Consider the following 22,189-nt stretch of genomic DNA (forward strand, 5'->3'; position numbering starts at 1 on the left):
AGAATGACAAGGCCTCGTACAGCCCCCAAGACAGGCCCCTCCATATGGGGATAGCGAACGCAGGCGAGAGACTGAAAGTCCTTGGCGCACAAGGGGTTGATTGGCTACATTGGCTGTTTGGCGGCCCGCACCGGGCCAAGACGCGGCAGGGAGGTAAGGATGTTTTCATGGCAACTGGACGATGAGTTGGCGCTGCTGTTCCTGCAGCCCGACATGGCCAGCGAACTCTTTGGCCTGTGCCGGGAGAACCGTGACTACCTGACCCAATGGCTGCCCTGGCCCCCCTACATACAGCAACCGGCCGACAGCGCCACCTTCATCCGCCACGCCATCGAGAAGTTTGCCCGCGGCGAGGGGCTGACCACCGCCATCGAGTATCAGGGCGAGGTGGTCGGCGTCATCGGCTACAACCAGATCGATCAGGCGCTGGCCAAGGTCACCATAGGCTACTGGCTGGCGGAACGCTGGCAGGGCAACGGCATCATCACCCGCGCCTGTCAGGCCCTGATCCACCACGCCTTCGAGGAGATGGGGATGGAGAAGGTCGAGATCAGCGCGGCGGTGGAGAACGAGCCCAGCCGGGCTGTGTGCGAGCGACTCGGCATGCAGCAGGAGGGGATCAGCCGGCGGGCCGAACGGCTGGCGGACAGGGTGGTGGATCACGTCCATTACGGCCTGCTGCGCGATGAGTGGTTAAGGCAACGAGATCACTGATGGCCGAGGCCGCCCTGGCTGGCACCATGCTTATGAATCCACAGAGGGAACCTTGATGGCACTACCGCACCTCAGCACGGCCCGTACCCGACTCACCGTATTGCCGCCCGAGCGGGCCGACCTGATGCTGGATTTCTATCTGCGCAATCGCGCTCACCTCACCCCCTGGGAACCCAGCCGGGACGAGAGTTTCTATACCCTGAGCCACTGGCATGGCCGCCTGCGCGACAGCTATGGCCAGTTCTTCAACGGCAGCGCCGTTCATCTGGTGGCGCTCGACCCCCAGGGCGAGCAGGTGATCGCCACCTGCAACTTCACCCACATACTGATGGGCATGTTCAAGGCCTGCCATCTTGGCTATGCCATCGATCAGGCCCATGAAGGCCAGGGCCTGATGCAGGAGGTGGTCGAGGCCGGCATCGAGTACCTGTTTCGGGAGCACGGCCTGCACCGCGTCATGGCAAGCTATATGCCCACCAATCTGCGCAGTGGTGCCCTGCTCGAGCGCCTCGGCTTCGAGCGGGAGGGCCTGGCCCGGGACTATCTGATGATCAATGGCCGCTGGGAGGATCATGTTCTCACCGCCCGGCTCAACCCGGCGGTCTAACGCCATCAGGCCAGCCATATGCCAATCCATCACACTGCGCAGCGCCGCCCTGCTCGAGCGCCTCGGTTTCGAGCGGGAGGGCCTGGCCCGTGACTATCTGATGATCAATGGCCGCTGGGAGGATCATGTGCTCACCGCCCGGCTCAACCCGGCGGTCTAGGCAAGAAGGGGCTGGCCAACCGCGGGGGACCTTGCCCGCCAGACATAAAAAAACGGGTCCGGAGCTTGGCTCCGGACCCGTCTTCAGCAGAGGTGCAGGCTTAGTTGGCCTTGGCATCGCTCACTGCGGCTTCAACCTTGGAGGCAGCTTTCTCGACGGTTGCAGTCGCTTCGGAAGCAGCCTTCTCTACGGTAGAGGTGGCTTCGCTAGCGGCTTTCTCAACAGTTGCAGCAACGTCGGCGGCCGGAGTAGCAGCCGGAGCGGCGGCTTCTTCTTTCTGACCACAAGCGGTCAACATCAGACCCAGGATACCGGCTACCAGTACTTTGTTCATGTGCATACCCTCAAAAAAATATGGAGAGATGGTTCGTTCAACCATCACAGTGCGTCCTTTCACCCGGTTAGAAACCCATAGGCCGGGAGCCAAGAGGCGCGCGAAATATATCCCCATACGCGCCTAATGAAAACGAGTATCACAATGATATTTTCTCGTTGGCTGGATGAAAAGAACTGCTACAACGACAAACATTAATACAAAACACTCACCATTCGGTCAACCTGTACAATAAAACACCGCAACTGGCGTAATTACTGGCGATAAACGGCGATTCTCCCCATTCGGGTGAGAGGCGAGATATGCATCTCAGTCAGACAAGTTCTGACAAGCCAGCCGCTTCCCTTGCTGGTGGCTGTCACGGGCCAGATCCAGCAGCGCCATCACCGCCAGTGCCTCGCTGGCCGGCACCGGATTCTCTCCCTCCCCCTTGATGGCGGCGCAGACGCCGCGATAGTAGGCGCCATAATCCCCGCCCTCACCGACCACAGTCTGCTGCTGGAGCTGACCATCCCGAATGCGGCTGAGCTGGCCGGGTTCGCTGTCGAGGCCCCAGTCCGCCGCCGGTGGCCGCTTGCCGAGCTTGAGCTGATCTTCCTGCACATCCATGCCGAACTTGATAAACGAGCCTTCACTGCCGTGGATGACGAAACGGGGCATGGTGGCCGACACCAGACAGCTGCCGTGCAATATCACTCTCAACTCGCCATAGCCCAGCACCAGGTGGAAGTAGTCATCCGCCAGGGCGCCTGGGCGCTGCTGCGCCAAATCCGCCTGCAGCCAGTCCGGTTGGCCGAACAGTTGCAACGCCTGATCCAGAATGTGGGGACCGAGATCGAACCACAGACCCGAGCCCGGGCCGCCCGCCTCGCGCCAGCGCTGGCGCACTTGTGGACGATAGCGATCGAAGTGGGATTCAAATTGGGCGATCTGCCCCAGGGCACCTTCTGCCAGCAGGCGGCGTACGGTGAGAAAGTCTCCGTCCCAGCGCCGGTTGTGAAAGATGCTGAGCAGCCGCTGCTGCTTCCCGGCCAGCTCCACCAGGGCCTTCGCCTCGGCCAGATCCAGCGCGAACGGCTTGTCGATCACCACGTGCTTGCCGGCCAGCAACGCCTGACGGGCTATGGGGGCATGGGTATCGTTCGGTGTGGCGATCACCACCAGATCGACGTTCGGATCGGCCAGCACCTGCTCCAGCGAGCCGACCCGGCAACCGGGCAGATCGGCCTGCACCTTGGCGGCATCCCGGCTCACTACCCAACCGAGGGAGAGCCCCGGAGTACTGGTCAGGAAGGGGGCGTGAAAGGTCTGGCCTGCGAAGCCATAGCCCACCAGGGCGGCGTTGAGAGTCTGGCTCATCCGGTTTTCTCCACGGGTCTGTCATTAGGGTCAGGCGAGGTGCCGCCTGCAAAAGAGAAGGGGGCTCATGGCCCCCTGAGTGTGCCCATCAGAGCACAGGATTTATTGCAAACACAAGCGCCGGCCCTGCCGGGTCAACAGCAGCAACAGCGGCGGCAACAGCAGCCACATGTGCAACGCCAGCTGATTGAGCGGATCCGGCATCAACCAACCAGTGATCCCCACCAGGGCGCCAGAGCCGCTCATCTGGAACAGACCGAGCAGGGCCGCCGCCGTCCCGGCGCAGTGGCCGAAGGGGGCCAGTGCCATGCCGGCTGCCGCCCCCAGCACCATGGCAAAGCCGATGCTGGAGAAGAACACGGGCCCCATCATGGCCAGCGGATGCTCGACGTGCTGCACCAGGGTCAGTGCTATGGCCGACAGCGTGATCACCAGCAGGCCGATGCGCAGCGTGCGTCTCGGCCCCACTCTGGCGATGAAGCGGGGCGCCAGGAAGCAGGCCAGTATGTTCAGCGCCGCATTGGCGGTGAACCAGTAGCTGAAGCCGCTCATGTCCAGCCCCAGCTTCACCATCAGCTGCACTGGCGCAGCCGTGACATAGGCCAGGATCACCGCCATCGCCAACATGCAAAGAGAGGCGTTGAACAGGAAGCTCGGGGAGCGCAGCACAGGGCTGTAGCGGGACCAGCTGATGAGCGGGCCGCTGCTGCTGGTCTCGTCCGGGCGGGTCTCCGGCATGCGCCACAGCAGCCAGCTGCCGACGACGACCGCATAACCGGCCATGAACCAGAAGTTGGCAGACCAGCCAGCCTTGGCGGTGAGCCAGCCGCCGAGCAGCGGCGCCAGCGCAGGAATGAAGCAGATGGCGCCGTTCAGGTAGGAGATCATCTGGCCGCTCTTCTTGGGGCCATAGCTGTCACGCACCACAGAGAAGGCAGCGACCGAGGTGGCACAGGCACCGAAGCCTTGCAGCACCCGCGCCAGCATCAGCTCACCCAGGCTGGCGGCAAAACCGGCCGCCAGTGCGCTCAGGCCATAAAGCAGCACGCCGCCCAGAGCGATGGGCTTGCGGCCATAACGGTCGGCGAGCGGCCCTACCAGCAGTTGCCCCAGTCCCATGCTGAACAGGAACCAGGTGATGGTGCCCTGCATCAGGGTCACTTCGGCACCGAGCTGCTCGGCCATCTGCGGGATGGCGGGCAGGTAGATGTCAATGGCCAATGGACTGAACAGCACCAGCAGGACAAGCAGAAGAATCAATGGCATCAGTCACCTCAAGCCGTAAGGGAAAATCGATTGGGGCGCGAGTCTACTGACTCACAGTAATGAATTGAAATGGTATTTAATCACTTTGGTTATTCCTATACGGAAACATGTATGTTGTTCGCATCTCCACCGGGGTCACAGGAGTGGCAAGCCAGGGCGGTATTGAGGGCAATTGGCGCTTTTACTCAAGGCGTGCCCCGCATAGAATGCGCAGATTATTTTTGCGGAGGTGCTCGATGAACAAGCTTGTCCTGGCAACAGGTAACCAGAAAAAGGTGAAGGAATTGGCCGCCATGCTGGCCGATATGAAGATCCAGGTGATCCCACAGAGCGAGTTCGCTGTGCCTGATGCCGAAGAGACAGGCACCACCTTCGTCGAGAATGCCATCATAAAGGCCCGCCACGCCGCTCGCATCACGGGTCTGCCCGCCGTCGCCGACGATTCGGGTCTGGAAGTGGATCTGCTGCACGGTCGCCCCGGCGTCTACTCAGCCCGCTTCGCCGGCGAGCATGCCAGCGACAAGGAGAACATCGACAAGCTGCTGGCCGAGCTCAAAGGCGCCCCCGATTACCTCAAGAGCGCCCGCTTCTGGTGCGTGCTGGTCTACATGCGCCATGCAGATGATCCCACCCCCATCATCTGCCAGGCGAGCTGGGAAGGGATGATCATCGACGAACCGCGCGGCCAGCACGGTTTCGGTTATGATCCTGTGTTCTTCGTGCCCGACCATGACTGCACCTCGGCCCAGATGCCGAGCGAGCTGAAAAACCAGCTCAGCCATCGCGGCCAGGCGCTGGCCAGGCTGAAAGAGGCCCTGGCGGCGGCTCACTGAGTCCGGACCATACGCCGGCACGCATTTCATCTACAATGGGGGGCCGTCAGCCCCCGTTTTTATTTTTGATTATTGGAAGCCCCATGCTGCAACTGCCGCCCCTCTCCCTCTATATCCATGTGCCCTGGTGCGTCCAGAAGTGCCCCTACTGCGACTTCAACTCCCACGCCCAGAAAGGGGAGCTGCCTCACCTCGAGTACGTGGCCGCCCTGCTGGAGGATCTGGATCAGGATCTGAAGTGGGCCCAGGGGCGTCCGCTCTCCTCCATCTTTATCGGTGGTGGCACCCCCAGCCTGTTGACGGTAGAGGCGATGCAAACCCTGCTGGATGGCGTACGGGCCCGCATCGCGCTGACCCCGGATTGCGAGATCACCATGGAGGCCAACCCGGGCACGGTTGAGGCGGACAAGTTCGCCGGCTTCCAGCGGGCAGGCATCAACCGCATCTCCATCGGAGTACAGAGCTTCCAGCAAGAAAAACTGACCCGGCTCGGCCGCATCCACGGCCCCGAAGAGGCGCGCAAGGCCGCCGAACTGGCCCACGCCATCGCGCTGCCCACCTTCAACCTAGATCTGATGCACGGCCTGCCGGATCAGAGCCTGGACGACGCCCTCTATGACCTGCAGCAGGCCATCGACTGCGCGCCGCCGCACCTCTCCTGGTATCAGCTCACCATAGAGCCGAACACGGCCTTTGCCTCCAAGCCGCCCACCCTGCCGGAGGATGACACCCTGTGGGACATCTACGAGCAGGGTCACGCCATGCTCACCGCCCAGGGCTATCAGCAGTACGAGATCTCGGCCTATGCCAAGGCGGGCTATCAATGCCGCCACAACCTCAACTACTGGCGCTTCGGCGATTATCTCGGGATCGGCTGCGGCGCCCACGGCAAGATGACGGATCTGGCCTCCGGCCAGATACTGCGCAGCGCCAAGGTGAAGCACCCGAAAGGCTATCTGGATCCCGCCCGTCCTTATCTGGACAAGCAGTGGCAGGTGAGCGAGGACGAACTGCCGCTGGAGTACTTCATGAACCGGTTCAGGTTGTTCGAGCCGGCCCCCAAGGCGGAGTTCGAGGCTTACACCGGCCTGGGCCTGGAGCGGGTGGAGACTATGCTCGCGATTGCCCAGACCAAGGAGCTGATCGAGGATCTCGGCGACAGCTGGCAGCTGACCTCCCTCGGCCATCGCTACCTGAATGTGCTGCTCGAGCTCTTTATGGATGAATGAGCACTTGTTCACTGTCTTGCTGCAAGACCTGGATCTCGTTTTGCAGACAGAGAAAAACAATCGGGGCGCCATTGGCGCCCCGATTGTTTTTACTTCCTGCCTTCGGCAGAAACCCGCTCAGCAGCAGACGCTTATCATCTGCTGTTGGCCGGGCTCCCACCGCTTGCCGTGCTTGGCCTTGCGCTGATAACTGCCCTTGCCCTTCTTGCTGGGCTCAACCCTTGCCTGGAACAGGGGGGAGGTCACCAATGCCTTGAGGTGATTGTCCTGGATGACCCCGCGCTGATGATCGTGAGCGGGCTCTGTGGTGGCGATGGCCACCTTCTGCTTGACCATATCGGCTCCTTTGCGATGACTGACTCTAGTAAGCGATTGTTCAACGCCTGGCCGAAGTGGATCCCCAGGTGGCGAAAAACGCGCCGATTGTGCGCCTCCCCGAAGCCGAGTGCAAGTGAGGGTGGCGCAAGGATTCACGCGGCGGGCGGCAAGGATCCCGGCCGGTAGACGACCCGCACCAGACCACTCGGCAGCAGAGTGCTGGAGACGGGGTTGAAGGCCGCCGGGCAGGGTGCCCGCAAACAGCGGCACGCCAGCGCCCAGGGTGACCGGCACCCAGCACAGGGTCAGCTCGTCGACAAGCCCGGCTTGCAGGCCCTGGCGCACCAGATTGCCGCCGTCCAGATAGAGGTGGCGCGCGCCCTCCTGCCACAGCTCGCTCAGTACCTGCGCCAGGGCGCCTTGCCGGAAAGAGACGTTCACAGCCGGCTCGGCCGACCTGTGGGTCAGCACCACCACCGGCTTGTCACCGTAGGGCCACTCCGGGAAAGCGCGCACGACATCGAAGGTGTTGCGCCCCATCAGCAGTGCATCTGCGCTCGCCATCAAAGTGTTGTAGCCGGTCTCCTCCGGCGAGTCGCTGGAAAAGGGGGTCAGCCAGTCGAGACTGTCCCCCTCCCCGGCGATGAAGCCGTCGAGGGAGAGCGCCAGGAAGGCGGAGATCCGGGGGCTGTGCTTGGTGCTGATAGATTCAGTGCTCATGATCGTGATGCTCGTGGCGGGACGGGGCTCCGGACTCCAGCGTCTCGAGGATGGCGCAGTGCTCCGCCGAGCGCGGGCCGCCACAGCAGATGTTGGAGAGCTCGCGCAGGTTCTCGCGAAAGCGGGTCAGCTCCATGATCTTCTGCTCCACCTGGGCCAGCTTGGTGTCGGCCACCGCCTTCACCTCCTGACAGGTGACTTTGGCCTTGTTGGTGTCCAGATCCAGCAGCTCACCTATGTCGGCAAGGGAGAAGCCCACCGACTTGGCACGTATGATGAATTCCAGTCGCCGCCTGTCCTGCTCGCCGTAGAGGCGGTAGCCGGACTCGTTACGGATCCCGGGCGAGATGAGGCCGTTCTTCTCGTAAAAACGCAAGGTATCCGCCTTTACCCCACACGCTTTGGCCAATTCCCCGATCCGATACATGCCCTCTCCCCCATTGAATTTGCCGTTCAAAAAACCGGAACCCACTATCGCCCCTTTGCCAATGGATTGCCAGCCAGGGGCAGAAAACGGGCAAGCTAAAGGTGCCGCGGTCACTTTTTTCCATCAAAACACTGAAAAGACAAACGTTTCACAAAAAACCACCAGAAAACGTTTAACACCGCACCGGACAAGGCTTTGCCACCTTAAAAAATCCACCACGGCTCACATTTTTTGTGTAGAATACGCGCCCACAAGAGAGCGCCGCGTCAAGCGGGCATTTCCTAAAACACGTTTGCCAACAGCAGGTCTTTTTGGCGAGAGTGGTTTGCGAAATCCCCCACTTCCATTTATTTGGGGACTCTCTGTGTTGAGCCTCGTCTCCCATGGAACGGTCCCCGTTATGCTGAGGACGATAGTGTGATGGAACAAGCTCGACCCATTCGCCGTGCACTGCTGAGTGTGTCTGACAAGACTGGCATCCTGGAATTTGCCAAGGCACTCAACGAACGTGGCGTGGCCTTGCTCTCCACCGGCGGCACCGCCAAGCTGCTCGCCGATGCGGGTCTGCCGGTGACCGAGGTCTCCGACTACACGGGTTTCCCCGAGATGATGGATGGCCGGGTCAAGACCCTGCATCCCAAGGTCCACGGTGGCATTCTCGGTCGTCGCGATCAAGATGACGCCATCATGGCCCAGCACGCTATCTCCCCCATCGACATGGTTGTCGTCAACCTCTACCCCTTCGCCGCGACCGTGGCCAAAGCGGGCTGCACCCTGGCCGATGCGGTCGAGAATATCGACATCGGCGGCCCGACCATGGTTCGCTCCGCCGCCAAGAACCATAAAGACGTAGCCATAGTCGTCAAGGCAGCCGACTACGCGCGCGTGATCGCCGAGATGGATGCCAACGGCAACAGCCTGCAGCTTGCTACCCGTTTTGACCTTGCCATCGCCGCCTTCGAGCACACAGCCGCCTATGATGGCATGATCGCCAACTACTTCGGCACCATGGTGCCTAGCTATGGTGACAACAAGGAAGGCGACGCCGAGTCCCGTTTCCCGCGCACCTTCAACAGCCAGTTCATCAAGAAGCAGGACATGCGCTACGGCGAAAACAGCCATCAGGCTGCCGCCTTCTATGCTGAAGAGCAGGCCGCACCGGGCTCAGTCGCAAGCAGCCAACAGCTGCAGGGCAAGGCGCTCTCCTACAACAACATCGCCGATACCGATGCGGCGCTGGAGTGCGTGAAGGAGTTCAACGAGCCGGCCTGCGTCATCGTCAAGCATGCCAATCCCTGCGGCGTGGCCATTGGTGACGACCTGCTGACGGCCTACGATCGCGCCTACCAGACCGACCCCACCTCGGCGTTTGGCGGCATCATCGCCTTCAACCGCGAACTGGATGGTGCCACCGCCGCCGCCATAGTCGCCCGCCAGTTCGTGGAAGTGATCATAGCTCCGAGCGTCAGCCAGGCAGCCCGTGACGCCGTTGCCAGCAAGCAGAACGTACGCCTGCTCGAATGCGGCCAGTGGACTGCGCCGGCCCAGGGCTTTGACCTCAAGCGGGTCAACGGCGGCCTGCTGGTGCAGGAGCGGGATCTTGGCATGGTGACCCAGGGCGACCTGAAAGTGGTCAGCAAGCGCCAGCCGACCGAGGCCGAGCTGAAAGACCTGCTGTTCTGCTGGAAAGTGGCCAAGTTCGTCAAATCCAACGCCATCGTCTACGCCAAAGAGGGCCAGACCATAGGCGTCGGCGCCGGCCAGATGAGCCGGGTCTACTCCGCCAAGATCGCCGGCATCAAGGCCGAGGATGAAGGGCTGACGGTGGCGGGCTCCGTCATGGCCTCCGATGCCTTCTTCCCGTTCCGCGATGGCATAGATGCCGCCGCGGCCGCCGGCATCGCCTGCGTCATCCAGCCGGGTGGCTCGATGCGCGATCAGGAGGTGATCGACGCCGCCGACGAACACGGCATGACAATGGTGTTCACCAACATGCGCCATTTCCGTCACTGATGGGTCAGGGTCGCCGCCGGCGGCCCTTTTGTTGTCTCTTTTCCACTGACTATTTTCAACCGGCGACGCGCCATCTGCGGGCTGAGCCGGTTACCACGAATAGAAGCGAGCGATACGATGAAAGTACTGATCATTGGCAACGGCGGTCGTGAACACGCCCTGGCCTGGAAGGCCAAACACTCCCCACTGGTACACCACGTCTTCGTGGCACCGGGCAATGCGGGCACCCAGCTGGAGCCGGGCGTCGAGAACGTCGCCATCGAGGCGACCGACATCGAGGGACTGCTGGCCTTCGCCAGGGAAAAACAGATAGGCCTCACCATAGTCGGGCCGGAAGCGCCGCTGGTGAAAGGGGTGGTCGATGCCTTCCGCGCCGCCGGTCAGCCCATCTTCGGCCCGACCGCCGCCGCCGCCCAGCTGGAAGGCTCCAAGGCCTTCACCAAGGATTTCCTGGCCCGTCACGCCATTCCGACCGCCGACTACCAGAACTTCACCGAGGTGGAGCCGGCACTGGCCTACCTGCGTGAGAAGGGCGCCCCCATCGTCATCAAGGCCGATGGTCTGGCGGCGGGCAAGGGCGTGATCGTCGCCATGACCCTCGCCGAGGCGGAGGAAGCGGTGCGCGACATGCTCTCCGGTAATGCGTTCGGGGAAGCGGGTGCCCGGGTGGTGATCGAAGAGTTTCTGGACGGGGAAGAGGCGAGCTTCATCGTCATGGTGGATGGCGAGCACGTGCTGCCCATGGCCACCAGTCAGGATCACAAGCGAGTCGGCGATGGCGACACAGGCCCCAACACAGGTGGCATGGGGGCTTATTCCCCGGCCCCTGTGGTGACGGCTGACGTGCACCAGAAGGTGATGGAGCAGGTGATCATGCCGACCGTGCGTGGCATGGCGGCCGAAGGCAATGTCTACACCGGCTTCCTCTACGCCGGCCTGATGATAGATGGCCAGGGCAACCCCAAGGTGATCGAGTTCAACTGCCGTTTCGGCGACCCAGAAACCCAGCCCATCATGCTGCGGATGCAATCCGATCTGGTGGAACTCTGCCTGGCCGCCTGCGCCGGCAAGCTGGATCAGAAGGAGGCCATCTATGACCCCCGCGCCGCCATCGGCGTGGTGCTGGCAGCGGGTGGTTATCCTGGCGACTACAGCAGCAATCGCCCCATCAGCGGGCTGCCGGTGGATGAAGTGGCCGGCGAGAAGGTATTCCATGCCGGCACCAGGCTGGAAGGGGATACCAGCCTGACCCAGGGTGGCCGCGTGCTGTGCGCCACCGCCCTCGGCCATACCGTCGCCGAAGCCCAGCAGCGGGCCTATCAGCTGGCGGCTCGCATCAAGTGGGACGGCCTCTTCTACCGCAAGGACATCGGCTGGCGTGCCATAGAGCGCGAGCAGGAGCAGTAATTTCCACCTGTGACACACAGATTATCATCAGGGCCTGCGGGCCCTTTTTCATATGGTGCGACCGGCTGGATTTGTTAACGGCTCTCACCCTTGCCCCAGGGGGATCCCTCGCCACCGCCCTCACATTTTCCCCTCTGGCGTTACCATTTGTGACAAAAAACAGCAATTTTCACAAACAGTTCACGGTGGCTCATGGCATCATGCCTGACATGAACGCCAAATAAGGGTTCATAAGAAACCAATCTAAATTGATAAGCATGTCGTTAAATAAGGAAATCCCATGTTGAAAACTGTTCGCCCCCTGTTGCTGCCCCTGATGTTTGGCCTGATGACCCTGCCCGCCATGGCCGGCGAGCTGGAACAACCGATGAAGAAGATCGGCTTCAACTACAAGCAGGCCGTCAAGGCCGGCGACGCAGCCTCCATGGAGAAACACATCAACGAGATGAAGGCTCAGCTCGACGTCGCCAAGCAGAAGAACATGCCGGCCGCCAAGAAAGAGAAGTTTCTGGAAGGCATGAACGAAGTGCAGACCGAGCTGGATGCCAGCCTGGCAGCCCTCAAGGCGGGTGACGAAGCCAAGGCGCGCGAGCACTTGGCCAAGGTCAATGACCTGAAGAAGGAGTACCACAAATATGCCAAGCAAAAAGGCTGAGCCCTTTCACTGGGATAGTCTGGTCCGCCTCACCCACTGGGGTGTGGCGGCCGCCTGTATCGGCAACCTCTGGCTCAACGAGGCCGGGGAAGAGTGGCACGAATGGCTGGGGTATGCCGCCATGGCACTGATCAGCCTGCGCCTGGTGTGGGGGATCTCTTTCGCCAGGGGCCATGCCCGGCTGCGAGCCCTGATCCCGAGCCGGGCAGATTTTCGCCAGCAGGCCGTGGCGTTGCGTGAACGCACCCCGGCGACCCCAGGCCATCACGGCAGCGGCAAGCTGGCGGTATGGGCGCTCTGGCTGACCGTACTGGCCACCGCCGGTAGCGGCTGGTTCCAGAACACAGAGCTGGGTTTCGAACTGGGAGCCGACGACTGGCACCTCTGGTGTACCTGGGCGCTGCAAGGGCTGATCGCGCTGCACCTGACGGCCCTCGCATTCACCTCCTGGCGCCAGCGCAGCAATCTGGTGGCGCGCATGTTGCCTGCGGTGCGCGGCGCACGCCCGCAGCGAGCGCCGGCGCGTCAGGATCAGCACTCCTGATATGTCAGACAGACCCTCGCCTCGGGTCTGTCCCTTGTCGACTCACCATTGCCCTCTATTCTGCCGCTCTGGATCGACGCTGGTAATAGCCAGAAACAAAAAGGCCGCTCATGATGAGCGGCCTTTTTACTGAATTTGGTGGCCCCTGCCCGACTTGAACGGGCGACCAATCGATTATGAGTCGACTGCTCTAACCAACTGAGCTAAGGGGCCAGATTGTTGGTTTTGCGGCGTGGATTATAGGGGATGTAGAGAAGCCAGTCTATAGGTAGATCAACCACTTGGCGACATTTTGTCCACTTTCCTGCCAATATTCCTGCCAACCCGCTCACGTCCCGTAAAGTCCGGATAAAACAAAGCCCCGCATGGCGGGGCTTTTGAGACGACGGCTCTGGGCACATCCCCGGGACTATTCGTCCAGGAAGCTGCGCAGCACTTCCGAGCGGCTCGGGTGGCGCAATTTGCGCAGTGCCTTGGCTTCGATCTGACGAATACGCTCACGGGTGACGTCGAACTGCTTGCCCACTTCCTCGAGGGTGTGGTCAGTGTTCATGTCGATACCGAAACGCATCCGCAGTACCTTGGCTTCGCGGGCGGTCAGGCCAGCCAGCACTTCGCGGGTCGCATTGCGCAGGCTCTCGCTGGTCGCCGCATCCGCTGGCAGAGCCAGGGTAGTATCTTCGATGAAGTCGCCCAAGTGGGAGTCTTCATCATCACCGATGGGCGTCTCCATGGAGATGGGCTCCTTGGCGATCTTCAATACCTTGCGGATCTTGTCTTCCGGCATGCCCATGCGCATGGCCAGCTCTTCCGGGTTCGGTTCACGACCCATCTCCTGCAGCATCTGACGGGAGATACGGTTGAGCTTGTTGATGGTCTCGATCATGTGTACCGGGATACGGATGGTACGGGCCTGATCCGCGATGGAGCGGGTAATGGCCTGACGGATCCACCAGGTAGCGTAAGTCGAGAACTTGTAGCCACGACGGTATTCAAACTTGTCTACCGCCTTCATCAGACCTATGTTGCCCTCCTGGATCAGATCCAGGAATTGCAGGCCACGGTTGGTGTACTTCTTGGCGATAGAGATAACCAGACGCAAGTTGGCCTCAACCATCTCTTTCTTCGCACGGCGGGCCTTGGCCTCACCTATGCTCATGCGGCGGTTGATGTCCTTGATCTGGGCGATGGAGAGACCAGTCTCTTCTTCGATCTGCTGCAACTTGCCGATGGAACGCAGCACTTCTTCGTCCATCTCGACCAGACGCGGAGACCAGGCTTTGCCAGCCTGTTTCTGGTATTCAAACCAGGCAGTTTCACACTCGTTGTTGGTGAAGGCCGCGACGAAGGTTTTCTTCGGCATCTTGGCCTGCTCAACGCAGAGTTTCATGATGATGCGTTCCTGTACGCGGACCCGCTCCATCATCTCGCGCATGTTGTTGACCAGGCGATCGAACTGCTTGGGCATCAGGCGGAATTGACGGAACACATCGGCCAGCAGGGCAATCGCAGCCTGGGTATCTTCGTGCGCGCGGCCATTCTTCTGAATGGAGAGGCGCGTTACCTCATACTGGGCACGAAGCTCGCCAAACTTTTCGCGAGCGACTTCCGGATCCGGACCACCGTCACCGTCGTCGTCCGAGCTTTCGCCGTCTTCGTCTTCATCTTCGTCTTCATCTTCGTCTTCGTCGGCCAGATCGTCTTCGCCGAGTTCAGAACCGATGTGAGTCGCGGTCGGCGCGACGTCGTCGGTCTCGTTAGGATCGATGAAACCCGAGATGATGTCGGACAGACGAAGCTGTTCGGCTTCGTATTTATCATACTGCTCAAGCAGATAGGTAATCGCTTCCGGGTACTCGGCAACGGAGCTTTGTACCTGGTTGATACCGTCTTCGATCCGCTTGGCGATGTCGATTTCGCCTTCGCGGGTCAGCAGTTCGACGGTACCCATTTCCCGCATGTACATGCGGACGGGATCGGTCGTACGACCAATCTCAGATTCAACAGATGCCAGTGCCTGGGCAGCTGCTTCGGCAGCGTCCTCATCGGCGGTGCCACCTTCAGCCATGATAAGGTCATCGGCATCCGGGGCGTTTTCAACCACCTGAATACCCATATCGTTGATCATCTGGATGATGTCTTCGATCTGGTCAGAGTCGACAATGTCTTGCGGGAGGTGATCGTTCACCTCGGCATAGGTCAGGTAGCCCTGTTCTTTACCTTTGGCAACGAGGAGTTTAAGCTGAGACTGCGGGGTTTGCTCCATAGAACTCATCCGGTTGGTGTTGCTAGGTTGCGCGTACAGTGCGCTGCTGCGCAAATAGCCAATTCTAATAGAAAACCGCCAGACATGCTATGTCTGGTTGCGGCGTCGGTCATGAGAAACCCCTGCCCGCAGTATTGTCGGGGCCAGGCGGTTATAAAATTTTTGCTTTTAATCCCGTCGATTCGGGCAACGGTATTCATATTGGGACTAATCACTCAAATATCAAGCCCCACTCTCATTTCTTTTCTCAATCTGTACCTCTCTGATCAGCATCATCAGCTCCTGCGTTTCCTCAGAGCTTAGCCCTTCCTGAGCCACCTTGGCCTGCAGTTCTTCAATTCGTTGCTTCAGAAACTGGTTGATGAAACCGACGAAGGTATCCTGCAGCTCTCCCAGAATATCCGGCTCTTGGTCGAGCTTGATCTCTTCAAACAAGTCGTGCATCGCCAGCTGGGCGAGGATCTCGCCCTCTTTGGTGCCGCGCCAATGCTCCAGCAAGATGCCAGTGGTGATCCCAGGCTGGGCCAGGATCTGCTGATGCAGCTGCAACAGGAACTTGATGCCTTGTACCCGCAGCCCGGCCAGCTCAGGCATGGCCGGCAGCTCGGCCGTCACCGCCGGATATTGCACCATCAGAGCCAGTGCCCGACGCAGCGGCGTCAGCTTGGCGGCCTTGGGTTTGGTGAGTTCGGCCTTGGGTTGGCTATTGCGGGCGAACAGTTCGGCAATTCGCTGCTTGTTCTCACCCCAACGCATCATGCTGGAGAGACGGGTGATCAGACCCTCGCGGGTAAACCCCTCCGGTACCCGGCGGATCAGTTCGGCAGCCTTGTTGGCCACCTCGAACTTGCCCGCCTCACCGGACAGTGCAGCATCCCGCCCCAGACGCTCGAACATGAAGTCGGCGAAAGGCTGTGCCTGATCCAGCAGGGCCTCGAAACCCTCCCTGCCAATCTGGCGGACCAGCGAATCGGGATCCTCACCATCGGGCAGGAATACGAACTTGAGTTCACGCCCATCCTGCAGATGAGAGAGGGCATTATCCAGCGCCCGCCAGGCCGCCTCACGGCCGGCCTTGTCGCCGTCATAGCAGCAGACCACTTCGGCCGTGGTACGAAACAGGGTGTGAATATGGTCAGTGGTGGTGGCAGTACCCAGTGCAGCCACCGCATAATCGATGTCGTACTGACCGAGCGCAACCACATCCATGTAGCCCTCCACCACTAGGATCCTGCGAGGATCCTTGTGTGCCTGCTTCACCTCATAGAGGCCGAACAGCTCCCGCCCCTTGTGGAAAATGGGGGTTTCCGGCGAGTTGAGGTACTTGGGCGTACCCTCTCCCAGCACCCGGCCACCGAAACCTATGACCCGGCCTCGCTTGTCCCGGATCGGGAACATGATGCGATCGCGAAAGCGATCATAGCTGCCGGGACCGCTGTCACGCGTGATCAGCATGCCGCCCGAGATGAGCAGTTGCTCGTGATCCCGGCTGGCGCCAAAGCGGCGTCTCACCTGATCCCAGTCCGCGGGGGCATAACCGATATTGAAACGCTTGACCACTTCACCAGTCAGACCGCGCCCCTTCAAGTATTCCACCGCCTGGGGTGCACTCTTGAGAGTGCTCTCGTAGAAGCGTGCGATCTGGTTCATCAGCTCATAGAGATCCTTGCTGACGGCCGGTTGACTATTGGTCGAGCCGCCAATGCTCTGCTCGCGAGGCACCTGCATGCCCTGCATGCTGGCGAGCTCTTCGATGGCATCGGGGAATTCGAGACCGTCGTACTCCATGACAAAGCCGATGGCATTGCCGTGGGCGCCACAACCGAAGCAGTGATAGAACTGTTTCTCCTGGCTGACGGTAAAAGAAGGACTTTTTTCGTTATGAAAAGGGCAGCAAGCCTGGTAGTTCTTACCGGCTTTTTTCAGCCGCACTCGCGAGTCGATCAGCTCGACTATGTCTGTGCGTACGAGCAGATCATCGATAAAGGATTGTGGGATCCTGCCTGCCATAACCGTCCTGTTTCACTGCGTAGAAAATAAAAAAGCCGCGCATTCCCAGGGAAGCACGGCTTCTTCGACCAAACAAGAGAGTTGCCTGTTACGCCAAGCGGGTTTTCACCTGAGCACTGACGGCGCCGACATCGGCACGCCCCTGAATTTTCGGCTTCAAGACAGCCATGACCTTGCCCATATCAGCCATGACGGCAGCACCACTTTCAGCGATGGCTTGCTCAATCAGTGCGGCAATTTCGTCTGCGGTCAGCTGTTGTGGCAGGAATTCCTGCAGCACAACGATCTCTGCGGACTCTTTGTCGGCGAGATCCTGGCGACCGGCAGCTTCAAATTGGCTGATGGAATCACGGCGCTGTTTGACCATTTTGGTCACGACAGCGAGGATATCCTCATCATTGAGCTCGATACGGGAATCAACTTCACGTTGCTTGATTTCTGCCATCAACAAACGGATCGCCCCCAAGCGAGCCTTATCTCTGGCAAGCATGGCGAGTTTTTGTTGATCCTTGAGTTGATCCTTCAGAGACACGGCATTATCTCCCGATTAGTACAGGCGGATACGACGTGCGTTTTCGCGAGACAGCTTCTTGGCGTGACGCTTTACAGCAGACGCTTTGGCGCGCTTACGAATGGTAGTCGGCTTCTCGTAGAACTCACGGCTACGAACTTCAGACAGGATACCGGCCTTTTCGCAAGAACGCTTGAAGCGACGCAGAGCAACGTCAAACGGCTCATTTTCACGGACTTTGATTACTGGCATGTGCCTTTCACCTCAGTGATATATTGTTAGCTGACCATCAGTCGATCAGCATGTCTTAAAATGGTGCGAAATTATACTCTGGACAGGGAATGAAAGTAAACCCGCAGAGATCGCTCTGGTTTAAAAAACCCGCGAAGGTTACCATAGCCGTCTCATTTTAGCAGTGAAATTTTTTAGCAATGCGTGTATTGGGCATAGAGACATCCTGTGACGAAACCGGGATCGCGATCTTCGACGATCAAAAAGGGATCCTTTCCCATCAGTTATACAGCCAGGTCAAGCTGCATGCGGACTACGGTGGCGTGGTCCCCGAGCTCGCCAGCCGGGATCACGTTCGCAAGACGATCCCTTTGATCCAGGCCGCATTGCAAGAGGCGGGACTGGATAAAGATGACATAGACGGCATAGCCTATACCGCGGGTCCAGGACTGGTTGGCGCCATTCTGGTAGGGGCCACCATAGGCCGCTCGCTGGCAATGGCGTGGAACAAACCGGCCATCGCCGTGCATCATATGGAAGGCCACCTGCTGGCTCCCATGCTGGAAGATAGAGCGCCCGAGTTCCCCTTCGTGGCGCTGCTGGTCTCCGGTGGTCACTCCATGCTGGTGCGGGTTGACGGTATCGGCAGTTATCATCTGCTGGGCGAGTCGATCGATGATGCCGCCGGTGAGGCGTTTGACAAGACCGCCAAGTTGATGGGGCTGGACTATCCGGGTGGCCCCCTGCTCTCCCGGCTGGCCGAGAAGGGCGCCAGCGGTCGCTTCCACTTTCCCCGTCCCATGACGGACAGGCCCGGACTCGACATGAGTTTCTCCGGCCTAAAGACCTTTGCTGCCAACACCATAGCCGCCAACGGCGACGATGAGCAGACCCGCGCCGACATAGCCCGTGCGTTTGAAGATGCAGTGGTCGATACCCTGGCCATCAAGTGCCGCCGGGCCTTGAAGGAGACCGGCCTCACGCGGCTGGTGGTCGCCGGTGGCGTCAGTGCCAACCGTCACCTGCGTGCCCAACTGGCCGAGCTGATGGAGAGCCTCAAAGGCGAGGTATTCTATCCGCGCACCGAATATTGCACCGATAACGGTGCCATGATCGCCTATGCTGGCATGCAGCGCCTCAAAGCCGGTGTATTCGAGCCACTGGCAGTCAAGGCCGTGCCGCGCTGGCCGCTGGACACCCTGGATCCGGTGTGATCCTGCGGATCCGGTTGCAATGAAAAAGGGGCTCATGGCCCCTTTTTTGTTGTTGTCAGCAGCGCCAATGCGCCTTGATTGGTACTCGCTAATTGGTACGAAACAGCGCCTCGATGGAGAGTCCCTGCCCCAGCAGGATCTCCCGCAGGCGGCGCAGACCTTCCACCTGGATCTGGCGTACCCGCTCCCGGGTCAAGCCGATCTCGGACCCCACATCTTCCAGCGTGGCCGGTTCATAACCGAGCAGACCGAAACGACGCGCCAGCACCTCGCGCTGCTTGGGATTAAGCTCCTCCAGCCAGTGCACTATGCTGGCACGCATGTCGTCATCCTGTGACTCCAGCTCGGGCCCCATGCCACGTTCGTCAGAGAGCACATCCAGCAGCGCCTTGTCGCGATCGCCACCGATGGGAGTATCCACAGAGGTGATCTTCTCGTTGAGCTTGAGCATGCGATTCACGTCGTCTACCGAGCGATCCAACGCAAAGGCGATGTCTTCTGCGGTCGGTTCATGATCGAGACGATGGGAGAGTTCACGAGCGGTACGCAGATAGACATTCAGCTCCTTGACCACATGGATGGGCAGACGAATGGTGCGAGTCTGGTTCATGATGGCCCGCTCTATGGTCTGGCGGATCCACCAGGTGGCATAGGTGGAGAAACGGAAGCCGCGCTCGGGATCAAATTTTTCGACCGCACGGATGAGACCGAGGTTGCCCTCTTCGATGAGATCCAGCAGCACCAGGCCGCGGTTGTTGTAGCGACGGGCGATCTTGACCACCAGTCGCAGATTGGACTCAATCATGCGCTTGCGAGCGGCTTTATCGCCTCGCAAGGCACGACGAGCGTAATAGACTTCTTCTTCGGCGGTGAGCAGAGGGGAGAAACCTATCTCCCCCAGATAGAGCTGGGTGGCATCCATCACCTTGTTCAGTTCCGGTGCCATCAGTTCGTCGGAAATAGTCTCTTCGACCTCGGCCGCGACTTCCCGAACCTCTTCCTCCTCGTGGGTCTCCAGCTCCTCGTCGAACTCTAACTCTGCATCCTGCATAACCAGTTGTTCTTGGCTCATGGCGTGTCTCCCTGACCTGAACCAGAGTAAGACTTAACTCTCTGGGGTTAACGCTTTGGCAAATGGCTCATCGGGTTTATCGATTTGCCTCGATACCGGATTTCAAAGTGCAATCGCACATCCGGTGCGTCCGTGCTACCCATGTTGGCAATGACTGCTCCGCCCTTGACGCTGTCCCCTTCCCTGACCCGCAACTCATCGTTGTGAGCGTAGGCAGAGAGGTAGTCATCATCATGCTTGAGGATGATCAGCTTGCCATAACCCCTTAGTGCGCTACCCGCATAGACGACCTTGCCGCCACTCGCTGCGTAGACGGGTTGTCCCTTCTGACCAGCGATATCTATGCCCTTGTTTCCCTGTTCTGCAACGGAGAAACCCTCGACGATCCGGCCTTGTGTCGGCCAGTGCCAAGAAAGTCTCGACTGAGGCTTATTGTCTGTTTTTTGTTCTTTGATCTGAGCGTATTCTTTTGAAGATGGCTGAGCAATCGTTTTCTGTTTGATAAATGGGGTGGTCGTACCTGATGGCGCTGTCGCCAGAGGTTTGGGGCCGGTACTTTGTGGCGTGACCGGACGGGTCGCGGCGACCATCTGGCTGTCTCCCGTGCTGGCAGACTGCACATTCAGCACCTGGCCAACGTGGAGTGCATAGGGAGCCTGCAGACTGTTGCTCTGTGCCAGCGTCTGATTCGACATGCCAAACTGACGGCCTATGCTGCTCAGGGTATCACCGCGCCGTACCTGGTAGGTGCCGGCACTGCGGGCAACAGTCTGACTGCCGGCGGATGAATCGAACCGGATCTGTTGCCCTGGATAGATGTTATAGGGAGGGCTGATGCCGTTGAGGCTGGCCAGAGACGGCACATCATTGCCCGAGTTGAAGGCGATGGAGTAGAGGGTATCCCCTTTTTTCACCGTGTAGCTGTTGCCCTGAATGGCCGGCTGAGCCGACCCCTGACGAGTCGGTACTGTGGAGACGAGGCGATCATTGCCCAATCCCTGTACCGGAGCAGCAGTCTTGCTGGAAGAGCAAGCGAGCAGCAGCCATGACAACACGACGATACTGCTTCCTTGCCAAACACGCGAACGCATAGTGGATCCTTAACGACTAAACCAGAAATAGGCCACAACGGCCAAACCAATACAGAGCCAGCCCAGCACATCCACATAGTGCATCAGCTTGCGCTCCATCTTCTCACCGCCCCAGCGCATCAGGCCTGCCACCAGGAAAAAGCGCATGCCACGACCGATCAACGAGGTCACGATGAAGGGCAACAGCGCCATTTGCAGCAGGCCTGCCGTGACGGTAAACACCTTGTAGGGGATCGGCGTGAAGCTGGCAATAAAAATCACCCAGATGCCCCACTGCTCGAACCACTGCCGGGCCAGGCTAATTTTTTCTTCATATCCCACCGAGGCAACCAGCGGCTGCACCACGGGCTCCCACAGGGCATAGCCGAGTGCATAGCCAAACAACGCCCCCAATACGGAGAAGGTTGTCGCCAACCCGGCGTAGTGCCACGCCTTATGCGGCCTGGCCAGCGCCATGGGCGCCAGCATGACGTCCACCGGGATCGGCCAGAACACCGACTCAACAAAGGCGGTGATCGCCAGATAATAAGGGGCGTACTTGTGGCGGGCCCACTGCATCACCAGCACGTACAGACGAGAAAACAAGGTCACTCAACATCTCCGTCGATCAGGGGAACAAACCGCACCGGCTCCAGGATCTTGCTGGTCAGCTGGGAGCCGGATCGCTCGATCAGCTGCAGCGTCTGCTGGCTGTCCCCCACCGGCAGCACCAGACGGCCACCATCGGCCAGTTGATCGGTGAGGGCTGTGGGCACCTCGCTGGCCGCAGCCGTCACCAGGATCGCATCAAACGGCCCCTTGTTGGGCCAGCCCAGCCAGCCGTTGCCGTGCTTGGCGGAGACATTGTGCAGATCGAGCTGCCGCAGCCGGCGTCTGGCCTGGAACTGCAGCGACTTGATCCGCTCCACCGTGTAGACATGCTCCACCAGGTGAGCCAGCACCGCCGTCTGATAACCGGAGCCGGTGCCGATCTCCAGCACGTGGGCCGGATCATTCTGGATCAGCAACTCTGTCATCCGCGCCACCATATAAGGCTGGGAGATGGTCTGACCGTGGCCTATGGGCAACGCCGTGTTGTCCCAGGCCTTGTGGGCCATGGCTTCATCCACAAACAGCTGGCGCGGCACTTTCGCAATCGCCGCGAGTACGCGGAAATCACGAATGTCCTGTGCGATCAGCTGGTTTAACAGGCGCTGTACTATCACACC

Annotated in this window: 23 protein-coding genes, 1 tRNA gene and 1 pseudogene; 10 read left to right on the forward strand and 15 right to left on the reverse strand. The window is 59.9% G+C overall.

Annotated features, from left to right (window positions below; all coding sequences use genetic code 11):
- Window positions 1–159: 159 nt before the first annotated feature.
- From AACQ95_RS02865 to AACQ95_RS22595, 3 genes are read left to right on the forward strand one after another with little or no spacing between them, the layout of a single operon-like run.
- Window positions 160–714 carry a GNAT family N-acetyltransferase gene (locus AACQ95_RS02865; RefSeq protein WP_043554929.1) on the forward strand — a complete coding sequence of 185 codons (555 nt, stop codon included), beginning with the start codon at window positions 160–162 and terminating at the stop codon, window positions 712–714.
- 55 nt (window positions 715–769) lie between these two features.
- Complete coding sequence (locus AACQ95_RS02870) at window positions 770–1,321, forward strand: GNAT family N-acetyltransferase (RefSeq protein WP_043554930.1); 552 nt, start codon at window positions 770–772, stop codon at window positions 1,319–1,321.
- Entirely contained in the window at window positions 1,287–1,481 is a 195-nt protein-coding gene (locus tag AACQ95_RS22595; RefSeq protein WP_043554932.1) for a hypothetical protein, read from the forward strand. The genes AACQ95_RS02870 and AACQ95_RS22595 overlap by 35 nt, the downstream gene beginning before the upstream one ends.
- A gap of 100 nt (window positions 1,482–1,581) precedes the next feature.
- Here the strand turns inward: AACQ95_RS22595 and AACQ95_RS02880 are convergent, their stop codons facing one another.
- The 3 genes from AACQ95_RS02880 to AACQ95_RS02890 all read right to left on the reverse strand — a co-directional run bounded on the left by AACQ95_RS02880 (window position 1,582) and on the right by AACQ95_RS02890 (window position 4,440).
- Window positions 1,582–1,815, reverse strand: coding sequence for a hypothetical protein (locus AACQ95_RS02880; RefSeq protein ID WP_043142271.1), 234 nt, complete (start codon window positions 1,813–1,815; stop codon window positions 1,582–1,584).
- A gap of 309 nt (window positions 1,816–2,124) precedes the next feature.
- A complete protein-coding gene (locus AACQ95_RS02885; RefSeq protein ID WP_241280523.1) occupies window positions 2,125–3,174 on the reverse strand; it encodes an oxidoreductase in 1,050 nt (349 codons plus the stop codon).
- Window positions 3,175–3,276: 102 nt separating this feature from the next.
- Window positions 3,277–4,440 (reverse strand): multidrug effflux MFS transporter, encoded by a 1,164-nt coding sequence (locus AACQ95_RS02890; RefSeq protein ID WP_043142070.1) that lies wholly within the window; start codon window positions 4,438–4,440, stop codon window positions 3,277–3,279.
- Window positions 4,441–4,676: 236 nt separating this feature from the next.
- On the opposite strand from AACQ95_RS02890, the gene AACQ95_RS02895 reads away from it, so the two are divergent.
- Complete coding sequence (locus tag AACQ95_RS02895) at window positions 4,677–5,273, forward strand: XTP/dITP diphosphatase (RefSeq protein WP_241280524.1); 597 nt, start codon at window positions 4,677–4,679, stop codon at window positions 5,271–5,273.
- An 83-nt stretch (window positions 5,274–5,356) separates the two neighbouring features.
- A complete protein-coding gene (gene hemW / locus AACQ95_RS02900) occupies window positions 5,357–6,502 on the forward strand; it encodes a radical SAM family heme chaperone HemW (protein ID WP_043142076.1) in 1,146 nt (381 codons plus the stop codon).
- 117 nt (window positions 6,503–6,619) lie between these two features.
- Here hemW and AACQ95_RS02905 read toward each other — a convergent pair whose 3' ends face one another.
- The 3 genes and pseudogenes from AACQ95_RS02905 to zntR form a co-directional block, all read right to left on the reverse strand.
- Window positions 6,620–6,838, reverse strand: a complete 219-nt coding sequence (locus AACQ95_RS02905) for an alternative ribosome-rescue factor A (protein ID WP_241280525.1) — start codon at window positions 6,836–6,838, stop codon at window positions 6,620–6,622.
- Window positions 6,839–6,972: 134 nt separating this feature from the next.
- Window positions 6,973–7,540: pseudogene (locus tag AACQ95_RS02910) on the reverse strand (dihydrofolate reductase family protein).
- Window positions 7,530–7,967, reverse strand: a complete 438-nt coding sequence (gene zntR / locus AACQ95_RS02915) for a Zn(2+)-responsive transcriptional regulator (protein ID WP_043142084.1) — start codon at window positions 7,965–7,967, stop codon at window positions 7,530–7,532. Before zntR ends, AACQ95_RS02910 begins: the two are co-directional and overlap by 11 nt.
- 420 nt (window positions 7,968–8,387) lie before the next feature.
- Between zntR and purH the strand changes: the two genes are divergently transcribed.
- The 4 genes from purH to AACQ95_RS02935 all read left to right on the forward strand — a co-directional run bounded on the left by purH (window position 8,388) and on the right by AACQ95_RS02935 (window position 12,586).
- Window positions 8,388–9,980, forward strand: a complete 1,593-nt coding sequence (gene purH, locus AACQ95_RS02920; RefSeq protein ID WP_241280526.1) for a bifunctional phosphoribosylaminoimidazolecarboxamide formyltransferase/IMP cyclohydrolase — start codon at window positions 8,388–8,390, stop codon at window positions 9,978–9,980.
- Window positions 9,981–10,097: 117 nt separating this feature from the next.
- Complete coding sequence (gene purD, locus AACQ95_RS02925) at window positions 10,098–11,387, forward strand: phosphoribosylamine--glycine ligase (protein ID WP_241280527.1); 1,290 nt, start codon at window positions 10,098–10,100, stop codon at window positions 11,385–11,387.
- Between the two features lie 280 nt (window positions 11,388–11,667).
- Window positions 11,668–12,042 (forward strand): cytochrome b562, encoded by a 375-nt coding sequence (locus AACQ95_RS02930; protein WP_043142093.1) that lies wholly within the window; start codon window positions 11,668–11,670, stop codon window positions 12,040–12,042.
- A complete protein-coding gene (locus tag AACQ95_RS02935; RefSeq protein WP_241280528.1) occupies window positions 12,023–12,586 on the forward strand; it encodes a cytochrome b/b6 domain-containing protein in 564 nt (187 codons plus the stop codon). The genes AACQ95_RS02930 and AACQ95_RS02935 overlap by 20 nt, the downstream gene beginning before the upstream one ends.
- 136 nt (window positions 12,587–12,722) lie before the next feature.
- Here AACQ95_RS02935 and AACQ95_RS02940 read toward each other — a convergent pair.
- The 5 genes from AACQ95_RS02940 to rpsU form a co-directional block, all read right to left on the reverse strand.
- Window positions 12,723–12,799, reverse strand: a tRNA-Ile gene (locus AACQ95_RS02940).
- A gap of 196 nt (window positions 12,800–12,995) precedes the next feature.
- A complete protein-coding gene (gene rpoD / locus AACQ95_RS02945) occupies window positions 12,996–14,891 on the reverse strand; it encodes an RNA polymerase sigma factor RpoD (protein ID WP_290019324.1) in 1,896 nt (631 codons plus the stop codon).
- Window positions 14,892–15,074: 183 nt separating this feature from the next.
- Window positions 15,075–16,862, reverse strand: coding sequence for a DNA primase (dnaG, locus tag AACQ95_RS02950; RefSeq protein WP_241280529.1), 1,788 nt, complete (start codon window positions 16,860–16,862; stop codon window positions 15,075–15,077).
- Window positions 16,863–16,950: 88 nt separating this feature from the next.
- The gene (locus AACQ95_RS02955; protein ID WP_043554942.1) at window positions 16,951–17,394 is read right to left on the reverse strand and encodes a GatB/YqeY domain-containing protein; all 444 of its coding nucleotides are present in this window, start codon (window positions 17,392–17,394) and stop codon (window positions 16,951–16,953) included.
- Between the two features lie 15 nt (window positions 17,395–17,409).
- On the reverse strand, window positions 17,410–17,625 hold the full coding sequence (rpsU, locus tag AACQ95_RS02960) for a 30S ribosomal protein S21 (RefSeq protein WP_005309452.1): 216 nt from the start codon (window positions 17,623–17,625) through the stop codon (window positions 17,410–17,412).
- Window positions 17,626–17,804: 179 nt separating this feature from the next.
- On the opposite strand from rpsU, the gene tsaD reads away from it, so the two are divergent.
- Entirely contained in the window at window positions 17,805–18,818 is a 1,014-nt protein-coding gene (gene tsaD, locus AACQ95_RS02965; protein ID WP_241280530.1) for a tRNA (adenosine(37)-N6)-threonylcarbamoyltransferase complex transferase subunit TsaD, read from the forward strand.
- Window positions 18,819–18,906: 88 nt separating this feature from the next.
- On the opposite strand, the gene rpoS is transcribed toward tsaD, so the two are convergent.
- The 4 genes from rpoS to AACQ95_RS02985 are packed head-to-tail and all read right to left on the reverse strand — an operon-like array spanning window position 18,907 to window position 22,186.
- Window positions 18,907–19,890 (reverse strand): RNA polymerase sigma factor RpoS, encoded by a 984-nt coding sequence (rpoS, locus tag AACQ95_RS02970; protein ID WP_042872653.1) that lies wholly within the window; start codon window positions 19,888–19,890, stop codon window positions 18,907–18,909.
- Window positions 19,891–19,937: 47 nt separating this feature from the next.
- Window positions 19,938–20,981, reverse strand: a complete 1,044-nt coding sequence (locus tag AACQ95_RS02975; protein WP_241280531.1) for a peptidoglycan DD-metalloendopeptidase family protein — start codon at window positions 20,979–20,981, stop codon at window positions 19,938–19,940.
- Between the two features lie 9 nt (window positions 20,982–20,990).
- On the reverse strand, window positions 20,991–21,572 hold the full coding sequence (locus AACQ95_RS02980) for a YqaA family protein (protein ID WP_043142110.1): 582 nt from the start codon (window positions 21,570–21,572) through the stop codon (window positions 20,991–20,993).
- Window positions 21,569–22,186: a protein-L-isoaspartate(D-aspartate) O-methyltransferase gene (locus AACQ95_RS02985; RefSeq protein WP_043142113.1), complete on the reverse strand. Its 618-nt coding sequence runs from the start codon at window positions 22,184–22,186 to the stop codon at window positions 21,569–21,571. Before AACQ95_RS02985 ends, AACQ95_RS02980 begins: the two co-directional genes overlap by 4 nt.
- Window positions 22,187–22,189 lie beyond the last annotated feature (3 nt).

This window comes from Aeromonas sp. MR19 (genome assembly GCF_963899305.1).
Lineage (GTDB): Bacteria > Pseudomonadota > Gammaproteobacteria > Enterobacterales > Aeromonadaceae > Aeromonas > Aeromonas bestiarum.

Coding starts and splice junctions, on each gene's coding strand:
- AACQ95_RS02930 (WP_043142093.1), top strand. CDS start 11,668: ATGTTGAAAACTGTTCGCCCCCTGTTGCTGCCCCTGATGTTTGGCCTG.
- AACQ95_RS02865 (WP_043554929.1), top strand. CDS start 160: ATGTTTTCATGGCAACTGGACGATGAGTTGGCGCTGCTGTTCCTGCAG.
- rpsU (WP_005309452.1), bottom strand. CDS start 17,625: ATGCCAGTAATCAAAGTCCGTGAAAATGAGCCGTTTGACGTTGCTCTG.
- purD (WP_241280527.1), top strand. CDS start 10,098: ATGAAAGTACTGATCATTGGCAACGGCGGTCGTGAACACGCCCTGGCC.
- dnaG (WP_241280529.1), bottom strand. CDS start 16,862: ATGGCAGGCAGGATCCCACAATCCTTTATCGATGATCTGCTCGTACGC.
- AACQ95_RS02885 (WP_241280523.1), bottom strand. CDS start 3,174: ATGAGCCAGACTCTCAACGCCGCCCTGGTGGGCTATGGCTTCGCAGGC.
- AACQ95_RS02890 (WP_043142070.1), bottom strand. CDS start 4,440: ATGCCATTGATTCTTCTGCTTGTCCTGCTGGTGCTGTTCAGTCCATTG.
- hemW (WP_043142076.1), top strand. CDS start 5,357: ATGCTGCAACTGCCGCCCCTCTCCCTCTATATCCATGTGCCCTGGTGC.
- purH (WP_241280526.1), top strand. CDS start 8,388: ATGGAACAAGCTCGACCCATTCGCCGTGCACTGCTGAGTGTGTCTGAC.
- rpoS (WP_042872653.1), bottom strand. CDS start 19,890: ATGAGCCAAGAACAACTGGTTATGCAGGATGCAGAGTTAGAGTTCGAC.
- AACQ95_RS02975 (WP_241280531.1), bottom strand. CDS start 20,981: ATGCGTTCGCGTGTTTGGCAAGGAAGCAGTATCGTCGTGTTGTCATGG.
- AACQ95_RS02935 (WP_241280528.1), top strand. CDS start 12,023: ATGCCAAGCAAAAAGGCTGAGCCCTTTCACTGGGATAGTCTGGTCCGC.
- tsaD (WP_241280530.1), top strand. CDS start 17,805: ATGCGTGTATTGGGCATAGAGACATCCTGTGACGAAACCGGGATCGCG.
- AACQ95_RS02895 (WP_241280524.1), top strand. CDS start 4,677: ATGAACAAGCTTGTCCTGGCAACAGGTAACCAGAAAAAGGTGAAGGAA.
- AACQ95_RS02905 (WP_241280525.1), bottom strand. CDS start 6,838: ATGGTCAAGCAGAAGGTGGCCATCGCCACCACAGAGCCCGCTCACGAT.
- zntR (WP_043142084.1), bottom strand. CDS start 7,967: ATGTATCGGATCGGGGAATTGGCCAAAGCGTGTGGGGTAAAGGCGGAT.
- AACQ95_RS02880 (WP_043142271.1), bottom strand. CDS start 1,815: ATGAACAAAGTACTGGTAGCCGGTATCCTGGGTCTGATGTTGACCGCT.
- AACQ95_RS02870 (WP_043554930.1), top strand. CDS start 770: ATGGCACTACCGCACCTCAGCACGGCCCGTACCCGACTCACCGTATTG.
- AACQ95_RS22595 (WP_043554932.1), top strand. CDS start 1,287: ATGTTCTCACCGCCCGGCTCAACCCGGCGGTCTAACGCCATCAGGCCA.